The organism is Streptomyces sp. NBC_00461 (genome assembly GCF_036013935.1).
GTDB lineage: Bacteria > Actinomycetota > Actinomycetes > Streptomycetales > Streptomycetaceae > Streptomyces.
This window is the reverse complement of sequence record NZ_CP107902.1, coordinates 8,651,765-8,667,778: the sequence shown is the minus strand read 5'-3', so window position 1 is coordinate 8,667,778 and position 16,014 is coordinate 8,651,765. Positions and strand designations below refer to the sequence as shown.

The following is a 16,014-nucleotide window of genomic DNA, read 5'->3' as shown; positions in this document are numbered from 1 at the left end:
TCCAGAACCTGGCAAGACTGTGGCCTGCGTGCTTCGGGCGACCAACCAAAAGCATCGCAGGCTTGCGGGCCCGCAAGTCTTAACCGATCGAGCACGGGATGGACCAGACCACGTATTACTGACACGTTGTCATTCGCCGCACCGTAGCGGCGTTTCGCAGAAATCGGCTTCGCCCCTTACTGCTTACCGAGTTTTTGATTCCGGTGCGATCGCCCCCATTCCCCACCGGCGTCCCGCGAAGCCCTGCGTCAAAACACGCGTCATCACCCTGGGCGCCACCGTCGACGACGACGTATGCCCTCATCTCCGACCGCACGCTCCTGGGGCGCGCGCCTGCGCCCCCCAGGAGCGACTCAGGAAAGGACGACACATCATGGCCGCAGTGACCGCCGCCGAGGCGGAGACCTGGCTCATCGAGAAGATCGCCCACCGTCTGGGCGTGGCCACCGGCGAGGTCTCGCGCGAGGTGTACTTCGACGAACTGGACCTCGACTCGACCGAAGCCCTCATCCTGGCAGGCGAGTTGGAGAACTGGCTCGGCTTCGAGCTCAGCACGACCACCCTCTGGTACCACCCGACGGTGAAGGACCTGGCCACGTATCTCGCCGAGGAGAGCGGACAGCGTGCGGCCACCGCGTGACGTACGGCCGCCGGTGGCCCGGGTCCTGAGGGCCGCGGCCTCCGGCGGGCGGACGGTGCATCTCGTCCACCCCGGCGCCCTCGCGGCCTCCGTGTACCAGGGTCTGGCCGACGCACTGCCGGCCGGCGCCGGGCTGACCGTGCTCGACCTCGGCTCGGTGCCCGAGTACGCGGAGGCGGCGCTCACCGGAGGCCGGGCCGCCACCACGGTGGAGGACCTGTCCGCCGTACTGCTGACCGCGATGGGGCCGCACGAGGGGCCGTACACGCTTGTCGGCTGGTCCTTCGGCGGTGTGCTCGCCCTGTCCATGACCGGGCAACTGCCCGCCGACCAACTGCCGGAGCGGCTGGTCCTGTTGGACAGCATCGCCCCGACCGAGGAGTACCAGCAGCCCGACGAGGCGCTCGAACCCGACCTGCTCCTCCGCTGGTTCGCGATGTACCTCGGGGCCAAGCGCGGCCGTCCCGTCCCGGTTCCCGCCGGGCGGCTGGCCGGCCTCGGCGTCGACGAGGGGCTCACCGTCGTCCTCGACGCGGGTATCGCCGCCGGGGCTCTCCTCCCGGACACTCCGCTGCCGGGACTGCGCAAGCTCTACGACACGTACGTCGACGGGCTGCTGCGCAACAACCGCCTGACGGCTCCCCACCGTCCCGCTCCCGCTCCCCTCCCCCTCACCCTGGTCAAGGCCGAGGGCAGCCTGATCCCGGGCGACCCGACGCTCGGCTGGCAGCCGCTCGCCCCGCACGGCCTCACCACGCGCACCGCTCCGGGCGATCACTACACGATGCTCGACCGCCCGGACGCGCTCAGCGTGCTCGCTCCCCTGCTCGCCCCCGCCTGATCCCCACCGCTTCGTCCCTTCACCCCCCTCCGCGTGTCCGCGCGTCGCTCCGCCCTGCCCTGCTCGCATCCCCGTACGTCATCCGAAGGGCCACCGACCGGCCCCGGGCCGCTCCAGCGCCCGCCGTACGACGAAGAGAGCTTCTCCGTGAACGCTTCACATCCTTCTGACCTCGACCGCCGGCTCGCGCGGGATCCCATCGCGATCGTCGGCCTGTCCGCCCTGTATCCCAAGTCGCGTGATCTGCGGGAGTTCTGGGGCAACGTCGTCTCGGCCGCCGACTGCATCGAGGACGTCCCAGCCACCCACTGGGACCTGTCGGAGCACTACGACCCCGACCCGTCCGTGCCCGACAAGACGTACGCCAGGCGGGGCGGGTTCATTCCGACCGTCGACTTCAACCCGCTGGAGTTCGGGCTGCCGCCCAACACCCTCGAAGTCACCGACGTGCTCCAGCTGCTCAGCCTCGTGGTGGCGCGCGACCTGCTCAAGGACGCGGGTGCCGATCAGGACTGGTACGACGCCTCCCGCACGGGCGTGGTCCTCGGGGTGACCGGCGCCAACCAGCTCACCCAGCCGCTGACCGCCCGGCTGCAGACGCCGGTCCTCAAGGAGGTCGTGCGCTCCTGCGGGCTGAGCGACCGGGACGCGGAGGAGATCGCCGAGAAGTTCAAGCTGGCCTTCGCACCATGGGAGGAGAACTCCTTCCCCGGCATGCTCGGCAACGTCGTCGCGGGCCGCATCGCCAACCGCCTCGACCTGGGCGGCACCAACATGACGATCGACGCGGCCTGCGCCAGTTCGCTCGGCGCGGTCAAGTCGGCGATCAGCGACCTGCTGGAACGGCGCTCGGACATGATGCTGGTGGGCGGCTGCGACGCCGAGAACACCATCTTCATGTACCTGTGCTTCAGCAAGACGCCGGCCTTCTCCAAGGCGGGCCGCATCCGCCCCTTCGACACGGACGCGGACGGCACCCTCATCGGCGAGGGCATCGGCATGCTGGCCCTGCGCCGGCTGTCCGACGCCGAGCGGGACGGCAACCAGATCTACGCGGTGATCCGGGGCATCGGCTCCTCAAGCGACGGCCGCTTCAAGTCCATCTACGCCCCGCGCAAGGAGGGCCAGATGACGGCCCTGCGGCGGGCGTACGAGGACGCCGACTGCTCCCCGGCCTCCGTCGAGCTCTTCGAGGCGCACGGCACCGGGACGGCGGTCGGCGAGGCGACCGAACTGTCGGCACTGGCCGCGGTGGTCTCCGAGTTCACCGAGGAGCGGCAGTTCGCGGCCGTCGGCAGTGTGAAGTCGCAGATCGGCCACACCAAGGCGGCGGCGGGCGCGGCCGGGATGATCAAGCTGGCGCTCGCCCTGCACCACAGGCTGCTGCCGCCCACCATCAACGTGGACCGACCGAACCCTGCCGTCGACTGGACCGAGAGCCCGTTCTACGTCGGCACCCGCACCCGCCCCTGGGTCCTCGACCCGAGCCGTCCCCGACGGCGGGCAGGCGTCTCGTCGTTCGGCTTCGGCGGCACCAACTTCCATGTGGTGCTGGAGGAGCACGGCGACGGCGGCGACCTTCAGGTCCTGTTCCCGGTGAGCCGGGTTTATGCATGGCATGAACCTGACATGAATAGCCTGGTCCGGGCCGTCGCCGACGGAGCCGACCCGCGCACCGACCCCGCCCCGGCCGGCCACCCACGGCTCGCCCTGGTCGCCCGCGACGACACCGAGCTCGCCGAACTGCGCGCCCTGGCCGCGACCGAGCTGCAGGCCAAGCCCACCGCCGACGCCTGGTCGCACCCCAAGGGCATCTACTTCCGCGCGTGTGCCGCCCCCACCGGAAAGGTGGCCGCGCTCTTCGCCGGGCAGGGCAGTCAGTACGTCGAACCGGGCCGCACGGCGGTGCTCGCGCTGCCCCCGCTGCGGGCCGCCTTCGACCGGGCCAACGCCGCGTTCGGCGAGCACGAGCGGCCGGTGTCCCGGGTCGCCTTCCCCCCGCCGGCCTTCGACGAGGTGACCCGTGCGGCTCAGGAGAGCGAACTGCGCCGCACCGAGTACGCGCAGCCCGCGATCGGCGCGCTGGCGGCCGGCCACTACCGCTATCTGAGCGAACTGGGCTTCGACGCCGACGGGCTCCTCGGGCACAGCTTCGGCGAGCTGGCGGCGCTGTGGGCGGCCGGGGCGGTCGACGACGACACGTTCTTCGCGCTGGCCCGCGCCCGGGGCGCGGCGATGGCCCCGCCCGCCGACCCGGACTTCGATGCCGGGGCGATGGCCGCCGTGTCCGCACCCGAGGAACAGGTGCGCCAACTCCTCGCCGAGCACCCGGAGTTGATTGTCTGCAACCGCAACGCGGCCGACCAGATCGTGGTGGGCGGTGCCACCGACGCGGTGGAGCGGCTGGTGGCGACCGCGAGGGCGGCTGGGATCAGGGCGCTGCGGCTGCCGGTGTCGGCCGCCTTCCACACACCGTTCGTCGCGCACGCCGTGGAGAAGTTCGGGCAGGCGGTGGCACAGGCCGAGATCGGCGACCCGCGCCTGCCCGTGTACGCCAACTCGCCCGGCGCCTCGTACGGTCCGGACGTCGAAGCCAACCGGCGCACGCTGGTCGACCAGCTGGTCAGTCCGGTGGAGTTCGCCGACCGCGTGGAGGAAATGTACGCGGCGGGCTTCCGCACCTTCGTCGAGTTCGGCCCCAAGGGCGTGCTGACCCAGCTGGTGCGCCGCATCCTCGGTGAGCGCGAGCACTTCGCCGTGCAGCTGGACCCGGGCGACAAGGGGGACGCCGAGCCGGCCCTCAAGCGAGCCCTCGCCCAACTCGCCGTACTGGGCCTGCCGTTGGCCACCGCGGACCGCTATGTGGCGGAGCCCGCGCCCGCCGAGCCGGCCAAGGGCATGACCGTGCCGCTGAACGGCATCAACCATGTGCCCGAGGCCCGTAAGGCCGCGTATCGGGCTGCCGTGGAGAACGGCTACCGCGTCTCCCTTCCGGCCGCCCCCGCGCCGCAGCAGCCCGTGACGGTTCCGCAGCCGACCCCCGTGCCCGCCGCCGCGGCCCCGTCGCCGCTTCCCGGCACAGCCGAGACGCCCGCCGCCCCGCCGCCGCTCGTGGCAGCGGCGCCGTCCGCCCAACTGGACTTCCTGGAGAGCGAGTTCATGGAAGACGAACCCCTGGCCCCCGCCCCGTCGTCCGACGACCGGCTCACCAGCCTGATCTCCGACCACCTGGCGCTGCACGACGACTACCTCACCGGCCAGCTCACCAGCGCCCAGCGCATGATGGGCCTGCTGGAGCGGGCCGACGAGCAGGGCCGCATCGACACGGTGCTGCCGGGTGTGGCCTCCGTCAAGGAGCACGGGCTGGCGATCGGGCGCGCGCATACGCGGGCCAACGAGATCCTGCGGGACATGGCGGCCCTGGAGCTGGGCGCATCGGCCCCGGTGGCGTCGGCCCCGGTGGCACCCGCTCCCGTCGCGGTGCCGGCTTCCGTACTCGCTCCCGAGCCTCCTCCGGCATCGCTGGTGGCACCGCCTGCCCCGGCCGCGCTTCCCCCGTCTCCGGCCGCCCCGGCACCCGCGGCCCTGGAGCCGCCGGCCGTGACCGAAGAGCCGACGGCCACCGGCGGTGCGGCCGACGGCGTCGAGGCGGCGCTACTCGCGATCGTGTCCCAGAAGACCGGCTACCCCGCGGACATGCTGGACCTCGACATGGACGTGGAGGCGGACTTGGGCATCGACTCCATCAAGCGCGTCGAGATCATGGGCGTCCTCCAGGAGCAGTTCCCCAGCCCCACCCCCGTCGGCCCCGAACAACTCGCCGAACTCCGCACGCTCAGCGAGATCGTGAACTTCGTGCTGAGCCTGGGCGGCGTCAGGAACGGCCGTCCGGAGCCGGTGGCGGCGCCGGCCGCGGTTCAGGTCGTCGACAGCGGCGCCATCGCCGCCGCACTGCTCGGCGTGGTCTCGGAGAAGACCGGCTACCCGGCGGAGACGCTGGACCTCGACATGGACGTCGAGGCGGACCTGGGCATCGACTCCATCAAACGCGTCGAGATCATGGGCGTCCTCCAGGAGCAGTTCCCCAGCCCCACCCCCGTCGGCCCCGAACAACTCGCCGAACTCCGCACGCTGAACGAGATCGTCGGCTTCGTCCTGGAGCTCAACGGCCCCGGTACGGCCGTGACTGCGAGCCCTGCCGCGACGCCTGCGCCGTCCGCCGCACCGGCGGCGACCGCCGCGCCCACCACCTCCGCCGCCTCCACCGACGACGTCAAGGCCACCCTGCTGGAGGTCGTCTCGCAGAAGACCGGCTACCCGGCCAACATGCTGGACCTCGGCATGGACGTCGAAGCCGACCTCGGCATCGACTCCATCAAACGCGTCGAGATCATGGGCGTCCTCCAGGAAAAGTTCCCCAGCCCCACCCCCGTCGGCCCCGAACAACTCGCCGAACTCCGCACCCTGGGCGACATCGTCGGCTTCGTCGGCGGACTCACCGGCGCGACGACCACTGAACCGCAGCGCTCCCACGCGCCGTCCGAGACCGCTGTCGCCGACGCCCCCGCGCCGGGTGCGCTGGGCCGTGGGCAGGCCGCGCTGGTGGAACTGCCCGTGCCCGACCGGCTGGTGGGTGCCTACCCGCAGGGTGCCGTCGCGCTCGTCGTGGACGACGGCAGCGAGGTCGCACAGGCCGCGGCGGCCGGACTCGTGGCGGCCGGCTGGCAGGTGCGCGTGCTGCGCCTGCCCGGTGTGCCGCAGCGGATCACCGGTGCCGTGGACGCGGCCCTCACCGGCTGGGGCGCCCAGGAACTCGCCTCACACATCGAGCAGTTGGCCGCCGAGTCGCTGCGTCTTGTCGCCTTCTTCGCCGCCGCGGACAATCTGCCGTGGGCGGAGGGGGTACGCCGGCTCGCGCACGCTCTGCTCGTCGCCAAGCACGTCGTGGGACCGCTGACAGCCGCCGCCGGCACCGGGCAGCGGGCCGCGTTCGTGACCGCCACCCGGCTCGACGGCTCCCTCGGCCTGCACGGAGAGGCCGAGGAGGCGGCCCCGGCCGGCGGTGTCGGCGGCCTGGTGAAGACCCTCGCCGTGGAGGCGCCCGAGGTCTTCTGCCGGGCCGTGGATCTCGCGCCCGCCCTGAGCCCGGCGCAGGCCGCCGAACTGGTCCTGGCCGAGATCCACGACGCTTCCGCAACCTCGGTCCAGGTGGGCCACGATGGCACCCGCAGGGTCGCCCTCACGCTCGGCGAGGAGCCGGCCGCCCCGGCCACCGGCGCCCCCGTGCTCGCCTCGGACGATCTGCTGGTCGTCACGGGCGGCGGACGCGGCATCACCGCCCGCTGCGTCGCCGCGCTCGCCGCCACGCACCGCCCCGGGCTGCTGCTGCTCGGCCGTACCGCACTCGGCGCGGAGCCCGCGTGGGCCGCCGGCCTCACCGATGCGGCGGCGCTGAAGGCCGCGGCCGTGGAGCAACTGCGGCAGGCCGGCGAGAAGCCGACGCCCAAGCGCGTCGAGCAGCTCTACCAGTCGGTCGTCGGCGAGCGCGAGATCCGGGCGACCCTGGTGGAGATACGGACCGCGGGCAGCGAGGTCGAGTACCTGGCGGTCGACATCACCGACGTCTCCGCCACGGCCGCCGCGCTGGCGCCGTACCGGGACCGCATCACGGGTGTGGTGCACGGTGCCGGAGTCCTCGCGGACCAGCTGATCTCCGCGAAGAAGGCGGCCGAGATCGAGCGGGTGTTCGCCGTCAAACTCGGCGGGCTGCGTTCGGTGCTCGCGGCCCTGGGCGACCGGCCGCTGCGGCACGTGATGCTGTTCTCGTCGGTGGCCGGGTTCTTCGGCAACCGCGGCCAGTCGGACTACGCGATGGCCAACGAGGTACTCAACGCCTGGGCCACCGCCTACAAGCGCCGCCACCCCGAGGCCCATGTGACCGCGCTCAACTGGGGCGCCTGGGACAGCGGAATGGTGTCGCCGCAGATCAAGGCGGTGTTCAAGGAGCGCGGCATCACCCTCATCCCGGAGGGGACCGGAGTGCGGCTGTTCACCGAGCAGTTCGCCCCCGAGCGGTCGGGTGACGTGGTCACCGTCCTCGGGCCGACCACTCCCCTGTCCGCGCCGGAGCACTCCGTAGCCACCGCGCCGACCGTCGTCGAACGTGACCTGTCCGGCCTCGTGACCGATCCCCTGGTCGCCGACCATGTCATCGGCGACGCACCGGTGCTGCCCGCGGCGGCGGCCCTGGGCTGGGCGGTGGGCGCCATCGAGCGGCTGACCGGTCAAGTCGTCGCCCGGATACGGGACTTCTCGGTCCACAAGGGTGTCGTCTTCGACGGTGGCCTGGACGCCTGCCGGTTCCAGCTGTCCGTCAATCCGACGCCGGACGGGACCGAGGCCGACGTCTCGATCCGGTCGGTGAACGGGGAAGGGGCCCTGCGGCCGCACTTCGCGGCCCGGGTGAGCCTGGGTGCGGCGTCCGAGCGGCCGCAGTCCCTGTCCGGACTGCCCGTCCTCGGCGGCGGCAGCGACGCGCGGGACTTCTACGCCGACGGCACTCTGTTCCACGGCGAGTCGTTGCGCGGGCTGCGCCGGGTCCTGGAGTCGGAGTCCTCGCGGCTGGTCATCGAGTGCTCGCTGGCCGAACACCGGCCCGCCGGTGGGGCGTTCGGGGGCGAGCGGTACGCGCCCGGCACCGCCGACCTGCTGCTGCAGGCCGCGCTGGTGTGGATGCGGCTGAACCTGGAGACGGCGAGCCTGCCGATGGCCGTGGCACGGGTCGACCTGTTCGAGGCGCTGCCCGACGGCGAGCCGTTCCTCGTGGTGGTGGAGCCGGAGTCGACGAACGATCGGAGCGCGGCGCTCACCGTGACGGCGTGCGCGCCCGACGGACGCGTGTTGATGCGGTTCACCGGCGTCTCCCTTGTGTCCACCCCGCAGCTGGCCGCCAAGTTCGCGAGCCGCTGAACCGACCTACGGACCGCCGGGTCCGGCGGACGGCCTTCCCCGACCGCCCGCCGGACCCGGCCCCTTGGAGGAGACAGCTGCAATGAGCAAGTTCGCCATCGTCGGGATCTCCTGCCTGTTCCCCGGCGCCCACACCCCGGACGACTTCCTGCACAACCTCCGCGCCGGCACGGACAGCCGGCGTGACGGCGGCGAGGAGGTCTTCGGAGCATCGCTCGACGAGCGTGACCTCGACCCCCGCCACCGCATCACCTCCCGTCGCGGCGGCTTCGTCACGGACTTCCGCTTCGACCCGGCCGGCTACCGCCTGGACGCCGACCGCCTCTCCCGTCTCGACCGCCTCTTCCACTGGTCGATGCACACCGCCCGCGAGGCACTGCGCGACTGCGGCCTGGCCGACCGCCCCGAGATCCTGGCCCGCACCGGCCTCGTCATGGGCAACTACTCGTTCCCTACGCCGACTTCGGCGAAGGTCAGCGTCCCGCTGGCGCAGGAGGCCGTGCTGGCCGGGCTGCGCCGGGCCGGGCTGCCCGAGCTCGCGGGGCTGCCGGGGGCGCGCCCGCTGGTGGGCCGCGACGCGATCGTTCCCGAGAACCTGCGGGTGAGCGGATCGCCCGCCGCGGTCACCGCCGCCGCCCTCGGTCTCGGCGGACCGCGCTACTGCCTGGACGCGGCGTGCTCGTCTGCGCTGTACGCCCTCAGCCTCGCCTGCGGTCACCTCGCCTCCGGCCGGGCGGACGTGGTGCTGGCGGGCGCCGTCTGCGCACCCGACCCGACCCTGATCCACCTGTCCTTCTCCGACCTGCACGCCTACCCCGAGGACGGCTTCAGCCAGCCCCTCGACGGCCGCTCCGGCGGCATCGTCACCGGGCAGGGCGCCGGCATGGTCGCGGTGAAGCGGCTGGCCGACGCGCTACGCGACGGCGACCGCATCCACGCCGTGGTGGACGGCATCGGCCTGTCGAACGACGGCGCCGGCCGCCACCCCCTCGTACCGCGCAAGAACGGCCAGCTCGACGCGCTGGCCCGGGCGTACGCCGACGCGGGCGTCGACCCGTCCGACGTCGACTACCTGGAGTGCCACGCCACCGGCACGCCCATCGGGGACGCGACCGAGGCGGAGTCCGTCGCGGAGTTCTTCGGCGCGCACGGCCCGGTGCCGCTGCTCGGGTCGGTCAAGGGCAACATCGGGCATCTGCTCACCGTCGCGGGACTGAGCAGCCTGCTCAAGGTCGTGCTGGCCATGGCGGACGGCACCATCCCGCCGACCGTCGGAGTGGCGGAGCCGATCAGCTCCCCGGACGGAAAGGTCGGCGCCCAGACCCTGGTCCGCTCCCCGCGCCCGTGGCCCGAGACCCCGGGTCCCCGACGGGCGGCGGTGTCCGCCTTCGGCTTCGGCGGCACGAACGCGCACATCGTGCTCTCCGCCGCGCCCGACACGGCGGAGCACGCCGGCGCCGAGCCCAGGACGCTGCCCGCGCTGGACGTCGTGGGCCTCGGGGCTTCCTACGGCTCGCTGGAGACCCTGGACGCCTTCGAGCGCGCCGTCCACCGCGGCGAGGACGCACTACGGCCGCTGCCCGAGCGGCGCTGGCGGGGCCTGGACGCCACCGAGGGCGGAACCCTCGACCAGGCCGGACTCACCGCACCGCACGGCGCGTTCGTCGACGGTGTCGAGGTCGACCCCGCCGAACTCCGCGTTCCTCCCGCCGACTTGCGCATCTACAACCCGCAGCACGCCCTGATGACCAGGGTCGCGGACGAGGCCCTGCGTGACGCCGGGTTCCGGCTCGGCACCGGGGGTCGCGACACGCCCGCCCCACGCCGGGTGGCAGTCGTGGTGGCCGCGGAACTGGAGCCGTACACGCACGCCCGGCTGAGCCGGTACGGCCTTGCGGCGTTCCTGCGCGCCGAGTTCGACCGGGCCGGGATCCAGCTCACCGAGGAGCAGCGGGCGGCACTCGCCGAGGTCGCCCGGGACGCCGTGGTGGACCCGATCGGCGCGAACGAGGTCCTGAGCTACATCGGCAATGTCATGGCCGGGCGGATCTCGTCCCGGTGGAACCTCACCGGCCCCTCGTTCACGCTCTCGGCCGAGGGCGCTGGCACCGCCGAGGCTCTGGAGGTCGCCCGACTGCTGCTGCTCGACCCGGAGTTGGAGGCGGTGCTGGTCGGCGCCGTGGATCTGGCGGGTTCAGCCGAAAGCCTGCTGGCAAGCCCCCTGCCGGCCGCCGAGGCGGGGCTGTCCTTCAACGAGGACTCCCGTGGCCGGCGGGTCGGCGACGGTGCGGGCGCCATGGTCGTCACGCGCGCCGATGCGCTGCCGGGCCGGGTGCACGCCCGGATCGACGCGGTCGCGGTGCGCTACGGCGACACACCCGACGCCCTGGCCGAGGCCGCGACGTCGGCACTGGAGGAGGCCGGGGTCGCCGCCGCCGACGTGGGATACCTGGAGGCCCACGCGGGTGGCACCGCCGACGCCGACCGCGGAGAGGTCGCCGCCCTGTCGCGGGTCTACCGGCACGGATCCGGCAGCACGGCGCTCGGCAGCGTCAAGTCCCAGCTGGGCGACACCGGTTGCGCCGCCGGGCTGGCCGGTCTGATCCGGGCCGCGCTGTGCGTCCGGCACGGCTATCTGCCCGGCACGCCCGGCTGGCGCCGCCCCGCCGACGACCTCACCGAGCTCTTCGCCGACTCCGCGTTCTACGTGCCCGACGCCTCGCGTCCCTGGCTGCGGGAGCGGTCCGAGGACCGTCGTCACGCCGCCGTGGACATCGTGGGCGCGAGCGGCTCCCACGCCCACGTCGTGCTGTCCTCCGTACCGGCTGCCGAACGTCCCCGTCCCGCCGCCGACTGGCAGCGCGCGGGCGGTCCCGTACTGCTGGCGCTGGCCGCCGACACACCGGACGGGCTGCTGGCCGAGGCCGAGCGGCACCGCGCGCTGCTCACCGACGGGGCCGACCCGCGGGTGCTGGCGCGCGAGGCCGCCGAGAATCTGGAGGCACGGGCGCTGCGCATCGTGCTCGTCGGTGGCGAACGCGAAGCGCTGATACGGCAGTTGGAGCTGGCGATCCGCGATGTTCCGGCAGCTCACGCCGAGGGCAGGGAGTGGGCCACTCCGGCCGGCTCCTTCTTCACGCCGCGGCCCATCGGCCCCTCCGGCAAGGTCGCGCTGGTCTACCCCGGGGCCTTCAACAGCTACCCGGGCCTGGGCGCCGACCTGTTCCGGGCCTTCCCCGGCCTGCTCGACCGCTTCGAGCGGCAGGCCGCCGAGCCGGCCCGGATGCTGCGCGCCGCCCACCTCTACCCCCGCACGCTGGAAGCACTCGACCGGCGTGGCCTGATGCGGCTGGAGGAACGGCTCGGCGACGACGTCCCGTTCATGCTCGCCACCGGCACGAGCTTCTCGATCCTCTACACCGCGCTCGTGCGGGAGGTGCTCGGCGTCACCGCGCACGGCGGGTTCGGCTACAGCCTGGGCGAGTCGAGCATGCTGTTCGCGACGGGAGGCTGGGACCCGTCCGGCCGCAGTGACGCCCTGATCAGCGACAGCCCGGTCTTCCAGGACCGGCTGTGCGGACCGCGGCGCACGGTGCGGGAGTCGTGGGGTCTGTCCGAGCAGACGCCCGACGCCCAGGTGTGGGCGTCCCATGTGCTCCTGTCCCCCACCGAGCCGGTGCACGAGGCGCTCACCCGCTACGACCGCGTCCACCTCACCCACGTCAACACCCCGCAGGAACTGGTGATCGCGGGCGACCCCACCCAATGCCGCGCGCTCATCGCGGAGTTGGGCTGCCCGGCCGCCCGCTCTCCCGTGAACGTCGTCATGCACTGCCCGGTCGTGGACCCCGAACTCGACGCCCTGGCCCGCATGAACGACTATCCGCTCGGCTCGATCGGCGGCCTGGAACTGTTCAGCGCCTACGACTACCAGCCCCTGCACGCCGACCGACTGGCCGAGTCCCCCCGGCGCATCGCGCACACCCTGCGCTCCGAGATCGACTTCCCGCGCCTGGTGCGGGCGGCCTACGAGCGGGGCTACCGCTACTTCATCGAGGTCGGCCCGGGCGCCACCTGCTCGCGCTGGATCCGGGACACCCTGGGCGACGCCCCGCACGTGGCGGCCTGCGTGGACCGCCGGGGCGTTCCGGCCACCACACCGCTGGCCCACCTGGCGGCCCGGCTCGTCGGCCACGGTCTGCCGGTGGACCTGACCGCCCTGCTCGGGCCGGCCGCAGAGCCCGCGAAGGCCCGCCGTCTGCCCACCATCCGGGTGGGCCAGGGAGAGGCCATCCCGCAGCGCATCGCCCGTGAAGCCGTGGCCGCGCTGTCGGGAACCGGCCGCCCGGAGCGCACGACGCCGGCTCACCCGCCCCGCGAGACGGCCGCCCCACCGAGTGCCCGCCGCGCCGAAGCGCCCGTAATCCACGCACCCGTCGTCCGCGCACCTGTCGTCCACGCACCTGTCGCTCCCGCGACCGCGAGACCGTCCGCCGCGACTTCCGTCGCTCCGACGGCCTCGAAGACGCCCACGGTCCCTGCCTCCGCCGCCCCGCCAGCCCCGCCGCCCTCCACCACGCCCACACCCGCCGCCCCGGCAACCCCGGCACCGTCCGCCGCCCCCGCCGTCCCGGCGACCGCGCCGAATCTGCCCCCCGTGCCCGTCCTTTCCGTCCCGCCGGAGGAGTCCGCCGACATGCCCGCCGACCCGACCCTGGAAGTCTCCGACGTGATCACCTTCGACGGCGATCCGGTCACGGTCCTCGCCTGGGGCGGCCCGCAGCCGCCGGTGGCCGCCACCCCGGCCGTGACCGCGCCCCCGCTCGCCGGTCCGCCTGCGCCTTCCGCCCCCACCACCGCCGACCGCGGCCCCGTCGCCGACCTGGTGCGGGACCTGCGGCGCGAGATGCTGGCCGCCCACGAGGTGGTGATGGAAACCCATCGGGTGCTCCAGGAGGCCACCCTCGACCGCACCGAGACCCTCCTCGGCCGCACCCGGACTCCCCTCGGCCGCACCGTTGCTCCCCGCCGCACCGAGACTCCCCTCGACCGGCCGGCCTCCCACAACCCCCTTCCTGCCACGCCCACTTCAGCCCCGGCCCTCCCTCAGGCGCCCCCGACGCAGGTGCCCCCCGCCCAGGAGCCCCCCACGGTCCACGAGGGCGTCGTCTGGGACGAGGCTGCCCTGCTGGAGTTCGCCACCGGCTCCGTGGCCAAGGTCTTCGGCCCCGACTTCGCCGAGATCGACACGTACGGTGCCCGGGTGCGGCTGCCCGCGCCGCCCTACCACTTCGTCACCCGCGTCACCGAACTGGACGCCAGGCCAGGGGTGTTGGAGCCGTCCCGCATCACCACCGAGTACGACGTCCCCGAGGACGCCTGGTACGCCGTCGACGGCGGGGTGCCCCCGGCCGTGACGGTGGAGTCCGGCCAGTGCGACCTGCTGCTGGTCAGTTATCTCGGCATCGACTTCCGCAACAAGGGCGAGCGGGTCTACCGCCTGCTCGACAGCTCGCTCATCTTCCACGGCGGACTGCCCACGACCGGGCAGACCCTGCGCTACGAGATCTCCATCGACCGGTTCGTCCACCAGGGCGACACCACGATCTTCTTCTTCAGCTACCACTGCTACGCCGACGGGGAGCTGATCCTCGAACTCAAGGACGCCTGCGCCGGGTTCTTCAGCAAGCGGGAGCTGGAGACCCCGCTCGGTGTCGTCCTCAACGACAAGGACCGCGCCCGGAGGGCAGCGCTGCCCAAGGGCACCTTCAAGCCGCTGGCGTACGCCCGGAAGCACCAACTCGACGCACACGACCTGGAACTCCTGGCGCAGGGCCGGCCCGGCGACGTCTTCGGCCCCGACCACGCGCAGGACCCGGGCATCAACCCGGCGCTGCGGCTGCCGGACGAACGGCTGCGCATGGTCGACGAGGTCACCATCGACCGCAAGGGCGGCCCCTGCGAGCTCGGTTCGATCGGCGCGGTCAAGCGCCTTCAGCCGGACGGCTGGTACTTCACCTGCCACTTCCCGGACGACCCGGTGCTCGCCGGCTCGCTGATCGCCGAGGGCGCGGTCCAGTTGCTGCAGATCTACCTGATGCACCAGGGCATGCATCTCACGCTCCCGGACGCCCGCTTCCAGACGGTGACCGGGCGCCGGATCGACGTCCAGGTGCGCGGCCAGGTCACCCCGAAGGACGCCGAGATCCGCTACGAGGTCGAGGTCACCGAACTGACGCTGCTGCCGCGGCCGACCGTGATCGCGGACGTCCTCGTCTACCTCGGCGACAAGCCGGTGGTGCGGATGCAGAACCTGGGTCTGCAGATCGTGGAGAAGCCCGGCACGCCGTACCGGCCGGAGATCGGCGGCGTGCCGAAGTTCCTGGGCCGTCGTAACCGCAACGGCGAAGCCGCCATGATCAACGAACTCCATCTGGCCCATTCCGCCAAGGGCCTGCTGGACATGGCGATGGGCCCGGAGTTCGAGATCTACCGCACCACCCGCGCCCCCTACATCCCCAACGGCGACTTCCAGTTCGTCGACCGGGTCATGTCCCTCACCGGAGAGCGCGGCGACCTGAGTCCAGGCGCGGAGATGGCCACCGAGTACGACTCACCGGAGGACGCCTGGTACTACCGCGAGAACTCCTCGCCGTACATGCCGAACTGCGTCTACATGGAGAGCTCGCTGCAGGCGGCGATCTTCCTCGGCTACTACCTGGGCGCCACGCTCCGCCAGCCCGAGGAGGAGTACGCCATCCGTAACCTCGACGGCCGGGCGACCCTGGTCAAGGACATCGACCTGCGCGGCAAGACCATCCGGCACCACTCGAAGCTGCTGATGACAAGTGTCATCTCCGGTGCGGTACTGCAGAACTTCTCGTACGAACTGAGCGCCGACGGGGAGGTGTTCTACACCGGCGAGTCCCTCTTCGGCTACTTCAACGCCGCCGCCCTGTCCAACCAGGTCGGCCTGGACAACGGCACGTACCGCAAAACGTGGATCGAGGCCGAGCAGCCGGCGGCCGACCGGGTGAAGCGGATCGAGCTGGGCGAGGACTCGCCGGTCTTCCGCGATCCCGCGGGCGGTCAGCTGCGTCTGCCCGACGGTCGGTTCGACCTGGTCGACCGGGTCGATCTGGTTGCCGACGGCGGCCGTTACGGCGCCGGATATCTGCACGGGCACCGCAGCCTCCGCCCCGACGAGTGGTATTTCGACTGCCACTTCCACCGGGACCCGGTGATGCCGGGCTCGCTGGGCGTCGAAGCGGTGCTGCAGGCGATGCGCCTGTTCGTCCTGGACGGGAACCTCGCCGAGGGGATCGCCCGGCCGCGCTTCGCCATGGCCACCGGCGTCGAGACCCAGTGGAAGTACCGCGGCCAGATCCTGCGCGACGACCGCGAGTTGTTCTTCGACGTGCACGTCAAGGAGGTCCGCAGGGAGGCCGGCCGGCTGCTGGTGATCGCCGACGCGGACCTGTGGAAGCCGGGTCTGCGCATCTACGAACTCACCGACGTAGCCATCGAAGTCCGTCCCGAAGCCGACTGACGTCGCCCCAGCCGA

General features: G+C 72.6%; 4 protein-coding genes. All 4 read left to right on the top strand.

Annotation, left to right across the window (positions count from 1 at the left end; translation table 11 throughout):
• The first annotated feature begins 373 nt into the window (after nucleotides 1-373).
• Complete coding sequence (locus tag OG870_RS40120) at nucleotides 374-640, top strand: acyl carrier protein (protein ID WP_266591885.1); 267 nt, start codon at nucleotides 374-376, stop codon at nucleotides 638-640.
• Nucleotides 624-1,481: an alpha/beta fold hydrolase gene (locus OG870_RS40115; protein ID WP_327691996.1), complete on the top strand. Its 858-nt coding sequence runs from the start codon at nucleotides 624-626 to the stop codon at nucleotides 1,479-1,481. The genes OG870_RS40120 and OG870_RS40115 overlap by 17 nt, the downstream gene beginning before the upstream one ends.
• A 147-nt stretch (nucleotides 1,482-1,628) precedes the next feature.
• Entirely contained in the window at nucleotides 1,629-8,450 is a 6,822-nt protein-coding gene (locus OG870_RS40110; RefSeq protein ID WP_327691995.1) for an SDR family NAD(P)-dependent oxidoreductase, read from the top strand.
• Nucleotides 8,451-8,532: 82 nt separating this feature from the next.
• Entirely contained in the window at nucleotides 8,533-15,999 is a 7,467-nt protein-coding gene (locus tag OG870_RS40105; RefSeq protein ID WP_266591882.1) for a beta-ketoacyl synthase N-terminal-like domain-containing protein, read from the top strand.
• Nucleotides 16,000-16,014: the final 15 nt, after the last annotated feature.

What these genes read in the sequence shown, in the direction of transcription:
- OG870_RS40120 (WP_266591885.1), top strand. Translation starts at nt 374, where the DNA reads ATGGCCGCAGTGACCGCCGCCGAGGCGGAGACCTGGCTCATCGAGAAG.
- OG870_RS40105 (WP_266591882.1), top strand. Translation starts at nt 8,533, where the DNA reads ATGAGCAAGTTCGCCATCGTCGGGATCTCCTGCCTGTTCCCCGGCGCC.